Genomic DNA, 17,749 nt, shown 5'->3' with positions numbered 1-17,749 from the left:
GATGCGCCGGACACGTCGACTAACTGGAATCGGCCTCGCTGTGTTTATCTCAGCAGGGTTTTTTAGCGATGTGCAAACAGCTCCTGCGTACGCTGAGGTATCAAGTCTTTCCACTAGCGTTGGCACATCCGCGCAATCAATGGGAAGTAATGGGTTAGTTCCCCTAGAGGCGGCAAATGAATCTGATGTTGCTGGCTGGTTCAACCAAAACTCAAAAGCACTTTTACTTGCATATGCCCCCGATGCTTTCCCGAAGGCGACGACGGCTGACGTTTCTCAATGGAGCGTCGGGAAACCGGTTCGTTGCTCCCGATTCGAAATCAATCAAAAGTCTCCTCGTTTGGCGGTATCGGATATTTGGGTCGCTCCAATCTTTAATCAGGTCAATGAAGCAGTTGGAGCAATTTCAGCGAATTTCGCGGGGGAAAGGCCTGCCGAGGAAAATGTCGTCGGCGATTCAGATTTGGGCGTGGCTATTGCGAACCTAGAATCCTCGCGCGCCATCGTTTATGATCGTTCGCTAAAGTCGTGGTTCTCGGTAAAAGAATCGACTGTAACGGCTGTTGATGCAAATGCGAAGAAACACCTACTTGGGGCGATTCCTTTCGACCGGTTCATTATTCAGCGCCAACGGCTTGTAGCTGACGGAAACGGGACGAGTGCCCCTTCCACGACCTCGTCCTATGAAACCTCGCAGGAAAATGGACTAAGCCTTGTTCAGATTATTTTGATTTTGCTGTTCGTGGTAGCAATTGTTACGGTTTCGCTGATTTGGCTGAGGTGGGAGCAAGCGGAGAGTAGTGCTCGAAAATCAGAAAATGATTTGAAGATTCATCGACCTGAGTTGGGTAAGTGGAGCATTGTGGACCATAGTTCCAAGTCCAGGAAAACTAAGTTTAGAGACTCCGCTGGTAGGATCTCGCTTTACCGAAAATCGGATATTGATTCCGAAACTAAATCAAATGAAGAACAAAATACCGAAGAAAAAGAGACTGAAGAATGAAATACCTGACTATCGATGCTTCTCACCACGTCATTGTGGGTGTGTGTGAGGTTGATACTGGCACTGTCCGGGAAATCAGTGTTTTGAGGTCCGCTGATTCACGCCATCATGCTGAATTGCTTTCGCCGATGGTTCAACAAGTGTTGACAGAAGCAGATATATCGAAGCCAGATGCGGTAATTGTGGGAACAGGACCAGCGGCGTTTACAGGTTTGCGTGCGGGGCTGGTGACCGCTCGTACTTTGGCTCGTGCGTGGAATGTTCCGTTGTATGGTGTGTCTTCGGCAGAAGTGATGGCTTTGGCAGGATGCGACGCGGGCGCGAACTTGGTTGAAGCGGTGATCAATGCACGCCGCAAAGAAGTGTATAGCTTGCGTGCCCGGGCAATGGGTGCAGACGACATCGAAATTTTGACTCCGGTTCGAATTCTTAAACCTCAAGAGTTAGCAGTAGAGCTTGAGGCGGATCCAGCAGTCCTTGCTTGCGCCGACGAAACCCTTTACAGTGATATTCTTGGTGAACGCGTCACAGTGGATTGTGATCCAGCTATTATGACGCGACTCCTTCTATCCCGAATGGCACGGGTTGATGCTGGCGAAACATTTGATTTCGACACTGAACCTCAGTACCTGCGTCGCCCAGATGTGCACGGGGGAGCAAAAGCCCAGCCTGTGGCAACTGGAAATCCTTATGGTGCTACCGCTCAAAACTAAATTATGCACGGTTCCGGCGTCATGGAGTAGGCGTTGCGCTGATTTTGACGTACAGAACTTCGCACGTGATGCGTGGTCTTTGCCTATTTGGGAGCAAGAGTTATTGGCTAATGATCGCGAATACCTTGCGGTGGTGGCTGATCCCGAGCCTCATCAGAGCCTCGGCAGGGTAGTTGCTCTCGCTGGGATTTCTTTTGGACCCGATGCTGAACTGCTCACGATTGCAGTAGATGCAGATTTCCGTCGGCTTGGTATTGCACGTCATTTGATTGCTACTTTGCTTGAGCACACTAAAGAACGTGGGGCGGAGCGAGTTTTTCTAGAGGTTCGTAAGGCCGACGCCGGTGCGCAGGTGCTGTATGAGGGATTCGGTTTCGAGTCTATTGCGTTGCGAAAAAAATACTATTCCGATGATGATGCAGTAGTTATGCGGCTTGAATTCTGAAATTTTAGATGTTGATCAATATACGCAAGTAAAGTCTTACTAAAATCGCGCCAATTTAATAGCGAACTGTAATTGGCTAGAGTAAGCGGTTTGCTTCACATAATTGAAAAATAACAAAATTGACGAAAGCTGGAATTGGCGGAAAATAAGCCTTTCTAGGTACTTTCGCCCGATAATTCGGAGGGCCTTTCTGGTATTTTCGAATTGTGGCTAACTCAACTGTTATTAAAAAAAGCGGCCGTAAGACGACCGTGGCACTTAAGGTGCTCATGGCCGGCACTGGCCTGATTTTCGTCCTATTCCTGCTGTTCCATATGTACGGCAACTTGAAGATGTTGCTGGGACCAGAAGCTTTCAATCATTATGCACATTGGCTTCATAATGATCTGCTCTACCCAATCCTTCCTCCTGAGGGTGGAGTTTGGTTGATGCGTATTGTGCTTCTCCTAGCAATCGCCGGTCATGCTTACTCAGCTATTGCCCTGTGGGCACGTGCAAACAAGGCACGTGGAAACGCCTACAAGGTAAGTACCGGAAAGAAGGTGCGCGCAGGTCAAACCTACACTGCTCGCACGATGCGTTGGGGTGGCGTTATCATCGCTATCTTCATCGTCTTCCACTTGCTTCAGTTCACCACCTTGAATATTTCCGTTGGTGCGGATAACTATGCGGCAATGCAGCCGTATGACCGGGTTGTTGCTGGCTTCTCTGTGCCTTGGCTGTGGGCTTTCTACTTAATTGCAATGATCGCAGTAGCTCTCCACGTCCGTCACGGAGTCTGGTCTGCCCTAGCAACGCTTGGTCTGTCTACCCGTACCCGTGAGCGTGCATTCAAGCTTACCGGTGACATCGTGGCATTTGCGCTGCTCGTTGGATTCATGACTCCTCCAACCATGATCCTGTTCGGACTCCTTTAAGAATAGGAAATTAGAAATGACTGAAACATTAATTCAAGGTCTTTATCGTGAGGGAGAGGCAATCGCTGATGCCAAAGCTCCACAAGGACCACTCGAAAAGCGCTGGGAACAGCGTAAATTCGAAGCTCGCTTGGTGAATCCAGCCAACCGTCGTAAGCTCTCCGTCATCGTCGTCGGAACCGGACTTGCCGGTGGTGCAGGTGCTGCTTCTCTTGGTGAAATGGGATACAACGTCAAGGCGTTCTTCTACCAAGATTCGGCTCGCCGTGCTCACTCCATCGCGGCACAGGGTGGTATCAATGCAGCTAAGAACTACAAGAATGACAATGATTCGACCTACCGTTTGTTCTATGACACGATCAAGGGTGGTGACTTCCGTGCTCGTGAGTCCAATGTTTACCGCCTCGCTGAGGTTTCGGCAAACATCATTGATCAGTGCGTAGCACAAGGTGTTCCTTTTGCTCGTGAATACGGCGGTCTACTAGATAACCGATCCTTTGGTGGTGTTCAGGTATCACGTACGTTCTATGCGCGTGGTCAGACGGGCCAGCAGTTGCTTATCGGTGCCTACCAGGCACTGATGCGTCAGGCAAAGGCTGGAACAGTTGAACTCTTTAGCCGTCACGAAATGATTGACCTCATCGTTATTGATGGTAGGGCACGTGGAATCATTGCGCGTGACATGGTCACCGGTGAGATCGGAACCCACCTTGCTGACGCCGTCGTCATTGCTTCTGGTGGATACGGAAATGTATTCTTCCTCTCCACGAACGCAATGGGATGTAACGGTTCGGCAATCTGGCGTGCGCATCGTCGTGGCGCGTTCTTCGGTAACCCTTGCTACACACAGATCCACCCAACCTGTATCCCACAGCACGGTACGTCTCAGTCGAAGCTGACGCTGATGTCCGAATCCCTCCGCAACGACGGTCGTATTTGGGTTCCTAAGAAAGCAGAAGACACCAAGAAGGATCCACGCGATATTCCAGAAGAAGATCGTGACTACTATTTGGAGCGCATCTACCCGTCTTTCGGAAACCTCGTTCCACGAGATATCGCTTCACGTCAAGCAAAGAATATGTGTGACGAGGGCCGTGGAGTTGGACCTGAGATTGACGGCGTTGCGCGCGGTGTTTATCTTGACTTTGCTGAGCCAATTCAGCGTATGGGTAAGGCACAGGTTTCCGCTAAGTATGGCAACCTCTTCGATATGTACGAACGCATCACCGGAGAGAACCCATACGAGGTACCAATGCGTATCTACCCAGCTGTTCACTACACCATGGGCGGTCTTTGGGTTGACTACGATCTCCAGTCGACGATTCCTGGTTTGTTCGTGGCAGGAGAAGCAAACTTCTCCGATCACGGTGCTAACCGTCTCGGGGCATCTGCGCTTATGCAGGGATTGGCAGATGGTTACTTCGTTCTTCCGAACACCATTAACGATTACCTCGCTGATGGTCCGTTCCCAGCTGTTAGTACAGACAACGAAGAACTTAAGGCGATCCAGAAGGAAAACAACGATCGCATTGAGCACTTTATGGCTAATAACGGAAATCGGTCAGTTGATTCATTCCATAAGGAACTCGGACAAATCATGTGGGAGTACTGCGGAATGGAGCGTACTGAAGCTGGTTTGAAGAAGGCTATCGGAATGATCCGTGAACTTCGTGAGGAGTTCTGGAAGAACGTTCGCGTTACCGGTCGTGCTAACGAACTCAACCAAGCCCTCGAAAAGGCTGGACGAGTTGCAGACTTCTTCGAGTTGGGTGAGCTGATGTGTATCGACGCTCTCCATCGCGAAGAATCCTGTGGTGGTCACTTCCGTGGTGAATCTCAGACCGAAGAAGGTGAAGCACTTCGCCACGACGATAAGTTCGCTTATGTGGCAGCTTGGGAGTTTGCTGGTGACGGTGAAGCCCCGGTTCTCCACAAAGAAGACCTTAACTACGAATTCGTCCATATGAAGCAGCGGAGCTACAAGTGAAAATTAACCTCGAATATTGGCGTCAGACTGGTCCAGAAGACAAGGGCCACTTCGAGACGCACACCATCCAAAATGTTGAAGCAGAGGCTTCCTTCCTTGAAATGCTTGATCAGCTAAATGAAGAGCTTTTCGACGAAGGTAAAGAGCCAGTTGCGTTCGATTCTGACTGTCGCGAAGGTATTTGTGGTCAGTGTGGAATCGTTATCAACGGCGATCCTCACGGTCCAGAAGTGACTACCACATGCCAGTTGCACATGCGTCATTTCAAAGACGGCGATACCATCACGATTGAGCCATGGCGTTCAACCGCATTCCCCGTTCTCCGTGACCTTGTTGTTGACCGCTCTGCTTTGGATCGCATTGTTCAAGCAGGTGGCTACATCTCGGTTAACACTGGCGCGGCTCCAGATGCTCACGCAGTTCCAATTCGCAAAGAAAATGCAGATAAGGCATTCGAAGCTGCTGCTTGCATCGGCTGTGGGGCTTGTGTAGCGGCATGTCCAAACGGTTCGGCAATGCTGTTTACATCGGCAAAGGTCGTCCACTTGGGACTGCTCCCACAGGGGCAACCTGAGCGTAAGGAGCGTGTTGTTAACATGCTTCACCAGCACGACGCTGAAGGCTTCGGCGGATGCACCAACACTGGTGCTTGTGCATCTGCTTGCCCGAAGCAAGTTCCACTCGAGTTCATCTCGATGCTTAACCGTGACCTTATGAAGTCTGGCTCACGAGTAAAGTAAAAATCGGTTAATTCCGAATAGCGAACTCTCAAGCGGGAGGGGTTGCGCGAGGAATCGTGCAACCCCTCCCGCTTAATTTACAACTGCAGGCTTGGTCATACTTTGTAAAATTCTATACTTAACCCTTGACGTGATCTGAGTCATGTGGTTATATTGCACATAAGGAAATCGATTTCCTAACTCTGATAGTTAGAAATCGAATCTGGCCTTACCAAAGAATCAGGTATTTCATCGAAGCTGATGGATCGCAATGATTCACAAACAAATCCAAGGTTTGAACAACTTTGGTTATCAAAAACTAACCGGGCTTTAAGCTCAATTAGTAAAAGCAAACGATAGGTCAATGATGACGAACGTAGCTATTCGCGATATTGCCAAGTATGCAGGTGTATCACCCGCAACGGTTTCGCGTGTTCTCAACGGATCAAAACCGGTTGCTGATAATCTTCGCCAGCGTGTAGAAGATGCTGTTACAAAGCTTGACTATCGTCCATCGCGAGTGGCAAGAAACCTCCGTCGCTCACGCACTGAATCAATTGGATTCGTCCTCGATTCGATTCAAAATCCATTCTTCCCAACCCTAATCGAACAAGTCACAGAGGTAGCAGAGCGTCACAACCTTGCTGTGAATATAACGATTTCCCACGATCCGCTCAAAGCTGCACGTGAGCTCTTCCAAGCGCCACTGGTTGACGGCGTCTTACTAGTTGGGGGAGCCTCCGAAGCTGATATGCCTGAACACGCCGAGAAATTCGAGAGAATGCCGATCGTTGCAATCGATCGTGCGATTGATGGTCTTAACTTTCCACGATTCTCTGCAACTAATGAGAAAGGAGCATTCGAGGTGGTATCTCACCTCCTTGAATGCGTATCTGTGATAGGACCTAAACTGGCACCGCGCAGCTTTCTTCATATCCGTGGACCTAAAAACCTATCGATCACAGATCATCGCAGAGTCGGAACTGAAAAAGCTTTGTCGGATTCCAATGTTTCTGAAGACGTCTTCGTAACTGAACATGGAGACTTCACTTCGCAATCTGGTTTCGATGTCGTCTCTACCTACCTAAAGAATTCTGACCTTTCGCTACGGCTGCCGCATCCTCGCCTTATCTTTGCAGATAACGACCTGATGGCAATCGGTGCAATTAAAGCAGCGGAAATGGCTGGATTAACAATTGGGCGTGACGTTATGATTGCAGGTTTCGACGGACTTGAGCTTTGCACGTGGGTCCACCCTTCTCTAACGAGTTACCGCCAACCGATTCGTGAGATTACGAATGCTGCGGTCGAATACCTCATTACTATGATCGATAATTCGGCGCCCCAAAGCCCGAACCGTGATTTTGAATTCCCAGGCGAGCTGATCGTCCGAAGTTCCACAGGAGGAATACAATGACAGACGCTGTATTAGTGTTAGACCACGTTACAAAGCGTTTTGGGCCCGTTACCGTTATCGACGACGTGACGGTGCCAGTTCGCCCCGGGAAAGTCCAGGTGTTACTTGGAGAGAACGGCGCAGGAAAATCAACGCTGATTAAGATGATGTCAGGTATTTACCAGCCCGACGGCGGTCGCATCATTATCGATGGTAAAGAAGTTACGTTGCCAAATACGAAAGCTGCTGAAGCTTATGGTATTGCCACGATTCACCAAGAACTGAACCTAGCTCCAAACCTTTCTGTTGCTGAGAACATCATGCTGGGACGAACCCCGAGCAAGATGGGTCTTTTCGACAAGCGGGAGACGTACAAGCAGGCTCAGGTAGCGCTTGACATCATCGGTCTCGATGTGGATCTCTCTACGCCGGTTTACCAGCTTGGTGTTGCAAAACAACAGTTGGTTGAGATTGCTAAGGCGCTAAGCCAAGACGCGCGAATCTTGATTCTTGATGAGCCAACTGCAACGTTAACTACCCCGGAAATCAAGCAACTCTTTGCAGTTATGAATGATCTGCGTGCCAAAGGGGTGGCAATGGTATTCATCTCCCATCATCTCGATGAAATTGCAGAAATCGGCGATATGGTTACGGTCTTACGTGACGGAGAATTTGTTGAAGAAGTACCTGCAAATACGCCAGAGAAGGAACTGGTTCAACTTATGGTTGGCCGCTCGATCGACCAGCAATTCCCAAGGGTTCGCCAGGAGCCTGGGAACGTGCTTCTTAAAGTTGATGGCTTGACCCGAGCAGGAGTATTTGAAGATATCAGCTTCGAGGTGCGTGCCGGCGAAGTGGTTGGTGTTGCTGGTCTAGTTGGTGCAGGAAGAACTGAAGTGATTCGTTCAATCGCCGGTGCCGATCCATATGACTCCGGTACTGTGACGGCATGTGGCAAAAAGATCCCGTCGTTTAACGTTGCTGCTGGTATCGCAGCCGGTATCGGGCATGTCCCTGAAGACCGAAAGATGCAGGGTCTGGTCCTTGATGCTTCGGTGAACGAAAACCTGGGTTACGCAACGTTGACCTCGACGTCGTCGATGGGACTTGCTGATCGCCGTGGGCAGCGACGCCGTGCAACGAGTGTTGCAGAAAAGCTCCGGGTACGAATGGCTTCAGTCGAACAGCGGATTCGTAACCTTTCGGGTGGAAATCAACAGAAGGTGGTATTCGGCAGGTGGATGCTTGCAAACTCGGAGATTCTGCTGCTTGATGAACCAACTCGTGGCGTTGACGTGGGAGCGAAGGTTGAGATCTACCAACTCATTAATGAGGTTACGGCCCGTGGAGGTGCCGTCGTCATGGTGTCCTCTGAGCTTCCGGAGGTATTAGGTATGAGCGACCGGATCTTGGTCATGAGCCGTGGCAGGATCTCGGGAGAGATCGATGCTAAGGATGCCACTCAAGACGCAGTAATGACCATGGCTGTACGTAATGTTACGGCCGCCGTCCACGTCGATCCTGAGCCTTCCTCTGAAACTCCAACCGAATCCAAATCTTTTAATGAACCGCCAGCCGTCGCAGATACGGACACATGTGAACATCAGAGTGAAAAAGGAGAACTCTAATGACTACAGCTACTGAGAAAACAACGGCGGCGAAGAAGTCGCTGAGTGCTCCCCGTCATTCCAAAATTGGTCATTTTCTGGCCGAAAATGGTGCACTGGTTGGACTAGTTTTTCTGTGCATTGCACTTTTCATTGCTACACCGGACTTCCTAACTACCCGAAACCTCCTCAATGTAGGAATTCAGTCAGCAACGACGGCGATCCTCGCTTTCGGCATGACCTTCGTTATCGTTACCGCTGGTATCGATCTTGCCGTTGGTTCAATCGCCGCTCTGGGAGCTATGGTTAGTGCATACATGTTCACGAACCTCGGCTTGCCTGGTTTTGTTACCCTCCTTGTTGGCTTATTGATCGGACTTCTTGCCGGAGGTATCTCTGGAATCGGTGTTGCATACGGTAAACTTCCAGCCTTCATCGCAACTCTGGCAATGATGTCGATTGCGCGTGGTCTTACTCTTGTTCTTTCGGATGGCCGCCCAATTGCGACTGCTGATGAAGTGAACTTCCTTGGATCCTATATTGGTCCGATCCCTGTTCCAGTTCTAATGCTCGTTATTGCTGGTCTGGTCTGTTGGTTCATCCTCAGTAGGACGGTCCTTGGGCGTTCGATGTATGCGGTTGGCGGAAACCTTGAGGCAGCTCGTCTCTCTGGTCTGCCCGTCAAACGCACACTAGTTTCGGTTTACGCACTTTCCGGTCTCTTTGCTGGATTCGCGGGTTTGTTGATCGCTGGTCGACTTTCCTCAGCACAACCTGGTGCTGCAACCGGATACGAAATGGATGCGATTGCCGCCGTCGTTATCGGTGGAGCTTCGCTAGCGGGTGGTTCCGGTAAAGCATCGGGAACGCTCGTTGGTGCACTACTTCTGGCCGTTATACGTAATGGACTGAACATCCTTAATGTCAACTCTTTCTGGCAACAGGTAGTTATCGGATGCGTCATTGCAATCGCAGTGGGTATCGACGTACTGCGCCGAAAGACTAACTAATCCCTTCCAATAAAAACAAACTGAACGACGTCGTTCTTAAGAAAGGAAACTCCAATGAAGAAGTTCCGTAGGGTAGCAGCGGTGCTCGCTGCTGGAGCAGTGGCTGTAACCAGCCTCGGTGCATGTAACCGTGATTCCTCCTCCGAAGGTGGAAAGTCCGGTGGAGACAAGCCAACCGTAGTTCTCTTGGTGTCGACGCTGTCGAACCCATTCTTCGTTCAACTCCGTGATGGCGCTCAGAAGGAAGCCGAAGCTGCTGGTGTTGAGCTCAAGGTTCAAGACGCACGCGACGATGCCTCAACCCAGACCAACCAGATCGATAACGCAATTGCAACGGGCGCTGACCTCGTTATCATCAACCCAGTTGATTCCGACGCCGCAGCCCCTGGTGTAAAGAAGCTTAACGAAGCGAAGATTCCCGTCATCGCAGTTGACCGCGGTGTTACCGACGCAAAGCTAACTTCATTTGTATCTTCGGACAATGTTGCAGGAGGAAAACAAGCTGCTGAGTCCCTTGCTAAGGCAATTGGTGAGACGGGCGACGTTCTAGTACTTCAAGGCGTTCCTGGATCTTCGGCTTCCCGTGATCGTGGTAAGGGCTTCGAAGAAGGAATCGCAGCATTCAAGGGTATCAAGGTAGCAGCAAAACAGACCGCAGAGTTTGACCGTGCCAAAGGGCTAGACGTTACCAATAACCTTCTCCAAGCAAATCCAAACATTAAGGGTATCTTCGCCGAAAATGATGAAATGGCACTCGGCGCAATCGAAGCTCTTGGGCAGAATCCAAAGGGTATCAAGGTTGTTGGATTTGACGGTACTAAGGATGGCCTAGCCGCAATTGAAGGTGATCGTATGGTAGCAACGATTGCTCAGCAGCCTGAGCAACTTGGTAAACTTGCAATTCAACAAGCTAAAAAGGCAATTGACGGTGGCAAGGTTGAAGCAGAAGTTCCTGTATCCGTTGTTACTGTTACTAAAGAAAACGTAGGCGATTACAAGTGACAAACAAGATTGTAGTAGTGGGTTCTATCAATGCGGATCTCATGGTTCGCGTTGATAGGCATCCGCTACCAGGTGAAACATTGCATGGTAGCGGCGGCAATATTGCGCCTGGAGGTAAAGGAGCCAACCAAGCGGTGGCTGCGGCAGCTCTAGGTGCAGATGTGACGATGGTTGGTGCAGTTGGTACAGATTCAAATGCACAGCCGGCCCTGGAGCTCCTTAAGAAAGCGAACGTAAGTCTAGCGGGCGTGAGTGAAGTTGAGGATGTAACTGGGCTCGCCGTCGTTGTTGTTGATGACGCTGGTGAAAACAACATTATCGTTATCGGTGGCGCCAATACCACAATGACATCTGAGCTGGTAGATAGCTATTCGGAACTTATTTCTGAAGCTTCGATCGTTGTGATGCAAGGAGAAATTCCTCGCTCCGGGTTTGAAGCAGCTGCTCGGCTGGCTCGGCATCGCCTGATCATCAATCTTGCACCAGTTGTTGACGTTGATCGTGATTTGCTGTTGAAAGCTGACCCTCTCATCGTCAATGAACATGAAGGCGCACTCGTCCTTGAGCAGTTGGGAGCGTCAGTTCCAGAGTCTTCCTCTCCTATCGACATGGTTGACGCTCTCCTTGCACAAGGGTTCGCTTCCGTGGTGATGACTGTAGGTTCGCAAGGCGCACTTGTTTCTTGCGACGACGGCGTAATTAGTGTCCCCTCACCGCACGTTACTGCAGTCGACACTACGGGAGCGGGGGACGCCTTTGTCGGTGGTCTTTCATACCGCTTAGCAGCTGGTGATTCTTTGATCGAAGCTGCTCGTTTCGCAACCCGAGTTGGCGCGTATGCGTGCACCGGTCACGGTGCACAGACATCCTATCCGACCGCTGCGGATGAATTGCCCTCTGTAGAGGAAAAACAATGAAAAAAGATGGAATCCTCAACCCGGAGTTGTGCCGAGCTATCGCGCGACTTGGTCACACAGATACTTTCGTGGTGGCTGATTGCGGTTTACCGATTCCAGACCATGTTGAAGTGATTGACTTGGCTTTGGTCTTTGGCATTCCTAGGTTTAACGAAGTATTGGATGCCGTACGTAAGGAAATCGTGATTGAGGGAATTACATTGGCCGACGAAGCCCGGAATAGTGTAACTGAGCATTGGATTGACGAACGGTTCAAGTCTGATGATCTAGCTCAGGGGATTAAATACGTCTCGCACGAGGAATTAAAGCAGCTGGTTTCAGATGCGGCGTTTGTGATTAGAACGGGAGAAACAACTCCTTATGCGAATGTTTTGCTTCGGAGCGGTGTCCCTTTCTAAGAAGGAACGGAACTTTTCACGCGATCTCAGGTGGGGTGGGTATTTCACTGAAGTGAAGTACCCACCCCACCTGGTTTCTATGAGATTCTATTGGCGGTGAGCAAGGACTGCGCGGTGTTTGCCGAGCAACGGCGTTGCAATAATGGTGGCACTGCCTGGATGCTTAGGATTGAGCTTTAATTTCTTCCGTAATTCTTCAGGAACAACATCCGTTCCTCTTTTCTTGATTTCGACCCGTCCAATACCTCGGGAATTAAGCTCTTTTCGCAAAGCTTTTGGATTGAGGTCTATCACGGTCTCAACCTTAAAGCAGGAAATTTCAGGGGCATCGATAGGGCAGTCACCGGTCATGTAGGCGATTCGATTAGATACTGGTGCCAAACCGTACTTCTTTGCCAACGCCGAAATTGATCCAGACCTAATCACAGCAGGATCCGGTTCGAATATAAAGGTGCCAAGCTCTCTGGGTTCCAATTCGATTGAGGGGATTCGGGGATCTTCGTAGCCTGAATCAAATTGGTGTTCAATGCCATTCTTGATGATCAATGCGCTACGTCCGGGGCGTGGTGAGGCATTTCCGAGCCAAATAACAGCCTCGACTAAATCGCCATTTACGCTGATCCACTGGACATGACAATGGCGAGGTAATAAAGAATAATCGATTCCGGGTGCGACCTTAATCCCGGCAGCGTTGAACTGCGTGGCCAATTCCAGTGTGTGGCTGAAACTCGGATACCACTGCTCAGGGTCCTTAATTCGTTTCCCATTACGACGCCGAGCTGGATCTATCCATATTGCGTCTGCACCGGTAGCCGCTAGGTCGACGTTATTAGCGTCGTCATGAATAACGGTTGCGGAGCTATAAAGCGAGAGGTTAAAGCTAGCGGCGGCAGCGGCGTCGTCGTCTATTTCGATCGATGTGACAGCCAGTCCATGAGAAGCAAATGAAAACGAATCAGCGCCGATCCCACATCCAAAATCGAGGATGTGGCTGCAGTGTGCGTCAATAAAATGTTTGGCGTGTATCGTAGCTACTTCTTTACGAGTAGCTTGTTCGATGCCATCGGCTGTGAAAATGAGGTGGGAAGCATCGTCACCGAATTTTGCGGTCGCTTTTTGGCGCAGACGTGCTTGTGTAAGCGCTTCGGATATTAGCTGAGGATCATAACCTTCAGCACGTAATTTCATGGAAAGAGAGAAAACATCTTGCTCACGATAGGAAGGTAGGGAGTTAAGCAGTTGAGCGCCGGTATCGGTCAACAAATTTTTAATGCTCACACTCTAAGTATGACATATCGTGGCGTTTGGATAATTGGGTGTGTGGATACGTTGTGGGAATTCGTAGAATGCCAAATGGAGAGGTTATCGTTTCGCGCAGAGCGAGTAACATCTGGGTGATCTAGCACTCGAATTGACCGAGTGCTAGATCAGGAATAACCTTAGAAGCGTTAGTAGTTGAAGCTACATTGAGTGGTGAAAAACTACACCTGGGTTGGGCTCGACCCCCGCGACGGCGGGTCCACTAGGTTCGTCAACAAGTTACGAGTTTAGAAAAGGGGGAACCGCATGTCGGTCTCCATTAAGCCCCTCGAGGATCGAATTGTTATCCAGCAGGTTGAGGCAGAAGAAACAACCGCATCTGGTTTGGTGCTTCCTGGCAGCGCTCAGGAAAAGCCACAGGAAGGCAAGGTTGTTGAAGTAGGTCCAGGTCGTATCGACGACAACGGAAACCGCGTTCCACTCGATGTTTCGGTGGGTGACGTCGTCATCTACTCGCGTTACGGTGGTACGGAAGTTAAGTACGGAGCGGATGAGTATATCATTCTTTCCGCACGTGACATCCTCGCTATCGTTGAGCGCTAGTAGGATTACACGCCCGGCCTAGGCGAGCGCCGTGTTCCGGCGGACGTAAAAGGGCTTGGTGTAATACATTAGATTCAATGTTGCCTCTATTACCGTTTTGGTAATAGAGGCAACATTCAATTTGTTGGGATAGAGCGGGGACTTCTTAGAGAAAACTCTAGAAATCCGCTTTGATCCGTTCGCTTAGAACAGCGGCTTCAGCATTCCATCCCGTTTGAGTTGGGTGCATGTAACTGGACATCGAAAAGTTGCTGAGTGGAGGCACGATCCATGAGTGTGCCTGGGACGCAAAGATGTATGGGTCAAGGCCGTGACCAGCAAAAGCAGGTTTTACATCTACAAAGTTGTAACGGTTGGACTTCGTAAGTGTATTCATCTTCGTAACCGCAGTTGACTGGGCGGTATCGTAGTCCGTCTGTAGCGCGCGAAGCTGGTTGCCGACGTTGTACCAACCCGCTGGACCTTCTGGGAGAACGTAGGAATCAGTATTGAGGAGATCTGGGTAGTTGAGGAGGTAAACTCGCGCATTACCTTCGGAACGACGTTCAATTTCCGTGAAAATACGTTTAAGGAGATCTGGAGCAACAGTGGAAGCAACTTTTTTGCCTTCTTCCATCCGAGTATTGCAACTTCCCGCATTTCGCAGCACGAAGCAGTGTAAAACAATACCCACGAAGTTTGCGTCGTTACCGCCGATGGTTAGGAAAACGGCGTCGGTTTGAGGAGTTACTGCATTGAGCTGAGCATCGTTATAGAGGTGGCATTCGAGTGTAGCGGTGAATAAATCTCCAGCTGGTGCAGGAGCAACCATGCGGTACTCCCAAAATGCATTGTCAATCGGTACAGCGCCACAACGGTTTTCTGCTTTGACTCGGTTCATCCATTCTGCAGCTTGATCGGGATAGGTGCTTGTTGGTAGATAATAGCCACGAGTAACGAAGGACATTTTGCCAAGGTACTGAGGCTGGTCTAGGAGATTAGCTCCGACGGCATTCCCACACGCTACGTTGCGGTAGTTTGCGCCGATTGATGCAGCGGCTTGGTTTCCGTAGTTTTCGAAAGATCGGTGACAGATCGTTTCATAGTAACTATTTGCGCCATTACCAGATGAATAGGAATCGCCAAGTTGAACGACGTTGATTTTATCTTCATCTGTTTTCATTTGAAGATCGTCTGCACTGGCAGATGTAGTAAAACCCAAGCTTAGAACTATAGCGGTAGCCATTGATAAAATTCGGGATTGCTTTTTCACGTCGGTGCCTTTCTCCGATAGGTATGACGGTTTGTCATAATGTGGATTAATGAGCAGTCTCGAAGAAAACTGTACGGGAAAAAGATAAACAAAACTAAAAGCCTAGTCGTGTTTTCTGAAAAGAAAACTCAACTAGACTATTAACAAGATTTTGACGTGTATATGAGACCGAAACTTTTATGCTTTGGTTTGGAGGGAATCACGTAAATTACGCGGTCTTGCTACGACGACGTTGCTGCAAGATTCGACCACGTTCCTCTTCAGACAGTCCGCCCCATACGCCATACGGTTCGTGATGAGAAAGAGCGTATTCGCGGCATTGCTCAATTACTGGGCAATTTTGACAGATTCTCTTTGCGCGTTCGATACGTCGACGTCGAGGGCCGCCACGCTCTCCTTCGGGGTGGAAGAAAAACTCCGGATCAAGGTTGTTGCAGCTCCCTAGGACTTGCCAATCCCAAAAGTCCACAAGTGCTCCTTGCACATCTTTGATGTGAGCAACCAAGGGTCACGTCCTTCCTGCGCTAGTGCGCAATTTCGACAAAGTGCACTTCGGTTAATGGTAGCCAATGAACCGGAACGTGCACGATGGCGTTGCTTGTTCAAATTTGAACTAGATGCTTTTAGATTAGTTCTAAAGTCCTGTTTTTGGCAAGAATCCTCTTTAGAATTAGTGCTATCAGCAAATATTGGTGGTAAAAACAATAAATTAGCTGGCAATTGATCGTAATGCGCCCAAATTTTCCCTTTTGCGATGAATGTGATTTAGGGATGGTAAGTCTCAAATGCTCACATATTGGTGTGTTTTTCTTAACTTAGAGGTCCAAGTTGTGAAATGTTTTTTCGATGTAAATCGTCCAGGTTGTGGAACGCCGGTTCGATGAAATGTGAAAATCTTGTGGGGTTCGGAATAGACTGGAAGCGTGACTGAGAAAGACCCATTTGCCCTTGTAGGCTTAACGTATGATGATGTCCTTCTACTTCCAGGTGCAACTGATGTTGTTCCTTCCGAAGTAGATACAACCACTAAGCTCACAAAGAAAATCGAGCTCAAGATTCCGTTGCTGTCGGCTGCGATGGATACTGTAACCGAATCGCGGATGGCGATCGCTATGGCGCGCCAGGGCGGAATCGGTATTTTGCACCGAAACCTCTCGATCGAAGATCAAGCTAATCAGGTGCGGATCGTCAAGCGTTCCGAGTCGGGGATGGTAACTGATCCGGTAACTATCCACCCCGAAGCAACAATTACACAACTTGATGAACTCTGCGGACGCTACCGAGTTTCGGGCCTCCCAGTTGTGGATGAAGACGACGTATTGCTTGGTATCATTACAAACCGCGACTTGCGTTTCATCCCGACTTCGAAGTGGTCTGAGTTGAGCGTTAAAGAAGTGATGACGCCGATGCCTCTAGTTACCGGCAAAGTTGGCATCACAAGCGAAGAAGCAGCAAAGCTTCTGGCGAAGAACAAGATCGAGAAGCTCCCACTCGTGGATGATGCTGGAAAACTTGCGGGTCTTATCACTGTTAAAGACTTTGTGAAGACCGAACAATACCCGAATGCTACGAAGGACGAAGAAGGTCGTCTCCGGGTTGGTGCTGCCATTGGTTATTGGGGAGACGCTTGGGAACGCGCAGAGGCACTGGCTGCTGCTGGCGTGGATGTGCTCGTTGTCGATACTGCTAATGGTGAAGCAAAGCTCGCGTTGGAGATGATTTCTCGAATCAAGGGCGATCCAAAGTTTGAAAAGATCCAAGTAATCGGTGGAAACGTAGCTACCCAAGAAGGCGCTCAGGCGCTTATCGATGCCGGTGTAGATGCCGTGAAAGTCGGTGTTGGACCTGGTTCAATCTGTACTACGCGCGTCGTGGCAGGTATTGGTGTTCCTCAGGTAACTGCGATTCACTTGGCTTCCTTGGCATGTGGACCAGCTGGAGTGCCAATTATCGCCGATGGTGGCTTACAATACTCGGGCGATATCGGCAAAGCGTTGGTTGCTGGTGCATCAACGGTAATGCTTGGTTCGCTTTTGGCGGGATGTGAAGAATCGCCGGGTGAATTGGTGTTTGTTAACGGAAAGCAATTCAAGAATTACCGCGGAATGGGCTCACTCGGCGCGATGAGTTCGCGTGGACGTGTTTCTTATTCCAAGGATCGCTACTTCCAAGCAGATGTTTCAACGGACGATAAGATCATCCCAGAAGGTATCGAAGGTCAAGTGCCTTACCGTGGACCGCTGAGCGCCGTGGCATACCAGCTGGTCGGAGGCTTGCATCAAACGATGTTCTACACAGGAGCTCGGACGATTCCAGAGCTTGGCGAAAAGGGGCGATTCGTGCGAATTACCTCTGCGGGCTTGCGCGAATCACATCCTCACGATGTGCAAATGACCGTTGAGGCACCGAATTACTCGCACTCAAATCGCTAATTCTTGACGAGCATCCTAAACTAGCCTCAAGAAGTCATTCGTGGGTGGGCAAGTATGGCTTGCCCACCCACGTTAATTTAGGTTAGCG

At 49.7% G+C, this 17,749-nt stretch carries 17 protein-coding genes; 14 read left to right on the top strand and 3 right to left on the bottom strand.

Annotated elements, in window-relative coordinates; translation table 11 throughout:
- The first annotated feature begins 1 nt into the window (after window position 1).
- The 12 genes from EIH22_RS01490 to rbsD all read left to right on the top strand — a co-directional run bounded on the left by EIH22_RS01490 (window position 2) and on the right by rbsD (window position 12,114).
- Window positions 2-1,003 carry a hypothetical protein gene (locus tag EIH22_RS01490; RefSeq protein WP_124054056.1) on the top strand — a complete coding sequence of 334 codons (1,002 nt, stop codon included), beginning with the start codon at window positions 2-4 and terminating at the stop codon, window positions 1,001-1,003.
- Complete coding sequence (gene tsaB, locus EIH22_RS01485) at window positions 1,000-1,716, top strand: tRNA (adenosine(37)-N6)-threonylcarbamoyltransferase complex dimerization subunit type 1 TsaB (protein WP_124054055.1); 717 nt, start codon at window positions 1,000-1,002, stop codon at window positions 1,714-1,716. Before EIH22_RS01490 ends, tsaB begins: the two co-directional genes overlap by 4 nt.
- Window positions 1,694-2,161, top strand: a complete 468-nt coding sequence (locus tag EIH22_RS01480; protein ID WP_160148997.1) for a GNAT family N-acetyltransferase — start codon at window positions 1,694-1,696, stop codon at window positions 2,159-2,161. The genes tsaB and EIH22_RS01480 overlap by 23 nt, the downstream gene beginning before the upstream one ends.
- A gap of 251 nt (window positions 2,162-2,412) precedes the next feature.
- Window positions 2,413-3,078 carry a succinate dehydrogenase cytochrome b subunit gene (locus EIH22_RS01475; RefSeq protein WP_235001724.1) on the top strand — a complete coding sequence of 222 codons (666 nt, stop codon included), beginning with the start codon at window positions 2,413-2,415 and terminating at the stop codon, window positions 3,076-3,078.
- A gap of 16 nt (window positions 3,079-3,094) precedes the next feature.
- Window positions 3,095-5,065, top strand: a complete 1,971-nt coding sequence (locus EIH22_RS01470; RefSeq protein ID WP_124054052.1) for a fumarate reductase/succinate dehydrogenase flavoprotein subunit — start codon at window positions 3,095-3,097, stop codon at window positions 5,063-5,065.
- Complete coding sequence (locus EIH22_RS01465; RefSeq protein ID WP_124054051.1) at window positions 5,062-5,805, top strand: succinate dehydrogenase/fumarate reductase iron-sulfur subunit; 744 nt, start codon at window positions 5,062-5,064, stop codon at window positions 5,803-5,805. The genes EIH22_RS01470 and EIH22_RS01465 overlap by 4 nt, the downstream gene beginning before the upstream one ends.
- Before the next feature lie 343 nt (window positions 5,806-6,148).
- Complete coding sequence (locus EIH22_RS01460; RefSeq protein WP_124054050.1) at window positions 6,149-7,201, top strand: LacI family DNA-binding transcriptional regulator; 1,053 nt, start codon at window positions 6,149-6,151, stop codon at window positions 7,199-7,201.
- Window positions 7,198-8,808, top strand: coding sequence for a sugar ABC transporter ATP-binding protein (locus tag EIH22_RS01455; RefSeq protein WP_124054049.1), 1,611 nt, complete (start codon window positions 7,198-7,200; stop codon window positions 8,806-8,808). Before EIH22_RS01460 ends, EIH22_RS01455 begins: the two co-directional genes overlap by 4 nt.
- Entirely contained in the window at window positions 8,808-9,797 is a 990-nt protein-coding gene (locus EIH22_RS01450) for an ABC transporter permease (protein WP_124054048.1), read from the top strand. The genes EIH22_RS01455 and EIH22_RS01450 overlap by 1 nt, the downstream gene beginning before the upstream one ends.
- A 54-nt stretch (window positions 9,798-9,851) precedes the next feature.
- On the top strand, window positions 9,852-10,799 hold the full coding sequence (locus tag EIH22_RS01445; protein ID WP_124054047.1) for a D-ribose ABC transporter substrate-binding protein: 948 nt from the start codon (window positions 9,852-9,854) through the stop codon (window positions 10,797-10,799).
- Window positions 10,796-11,716: a ribokinase gene (locus tag EIH22_RS01440; RefSeq protein ID WP_124054046.1), complete on the top strand. Its 921-nt coding sequence runs from the start codon at window positions 10,796-10,798 to the stop codon at window positions 11,714-11,716. Before EIH22_RS01445 ends, EIH22_RS01440 begins: the two co-directional genes overlap by 4 nt.
- Window positions 11,713-12,114: a D-ribose pyranase gene (gene rbsD / locus EIH22_RS01435; protein WP_124054045.1), complete on the top strand. Its 402-nt coding sequence runs from the start codon at window positions 11,713-11,715 to the stop codon at window positions 12,112-12,114. The genes EIH22_RS01440 and rbsD overlap by 4 nt, the downstream gene beginning before the upstream one ends.
- Window positions 12,115-12,201: 87 nt before the next feature.
- Here the strand turns inward: rbsD and EIH22_RS01430 are convergent, their stop codons facing one another.
- A complete protein-coding gene (locus EIH22_RS01430) occupies window positions 12,202-13,392 on the bottom strand; it encodes a class I SAM-dependent methyltransferase (RefSeq protein ID WP_124054044.1) in 1,191 nt (396 codons plus the stop codon).
- A 288-nt stretch (window positions 13,393-13,680) separates the two neighbouring features.
- Between EIH22_RS01430 and groES the strand changes: the two genes are divergently transcribed.
- Entirely contained in the window at window positions 13,681-13,977 is a 297-nt protein-coding gene (gene groES / locus EIH22_RS01425; RefSeq protein WP_124054043.1) for a co-chaperone GroES, read from the top strand.
- A 157-nt stretch (window positions 13,978-14,134) separates the two neighbouring features.
- Here groES and EIH22_RS01420 read toward each other — a convergent pair whose 3' ends face one another.
- Both EIH22_RS01420 and EIH22_RS01415 read right to left on the bottom strand, forming a co-directional pair.
- Window positions 14,135-15,139 (bottom strand): SGNH/GDSL hydrolase family protein, encoded by a 1,005-nt coding sequence (locus EIH22_RS01420; RefSeq protein WP_124054042.1) that lies wholly within the window; start codon window positions 15,137-15,139, stop codon window positions 14,135-14,137.
- A 298-nt stretch (window positions 15,140-15,437) separates the two neighbouring features.
- Window positions 15,438-15,734, bottom strand: coding sequence for a WhiB family transcriptional regulator (locus EIH22_RS01415; RefSeq protein WP_124054041.1), 297 nt, complete (start codon window positions 15,732-15,734; stop codon window positions 15,438-15,440).
- Window positions 15,735-16,152: 418 nt separating this feature from the next.
- On the opposite strand from EIH22_RS01415, the gene guaB reads away from it, so the two are divergent.
- Window positions 16,153-17,661, top strand: coding sequence for an IMP dehydrogenase (gene guaB, locus EIH22_RS01410; RefSeq protein WP_124054040.1), 1,509 nt, complete (start codon window positions 16,153-16,155; stop codon window positions 17,659-17,661).
- Window positions 17,662-17,749 lie beyond the last annotated feature (88 nt).

The organism is Arcanobacterium ihumii (assembly GCF_900604515.1).
GTDB lineage: Bacteria > Actinomycetota > Actinomycetes > Actinomycetales > Actinomycetaceae > Arcanobacterium_A > Arcanobacterium_A ihumii.
This window is presented reverse-complemented; position numbering and strand designations above follow the sequence as displayed.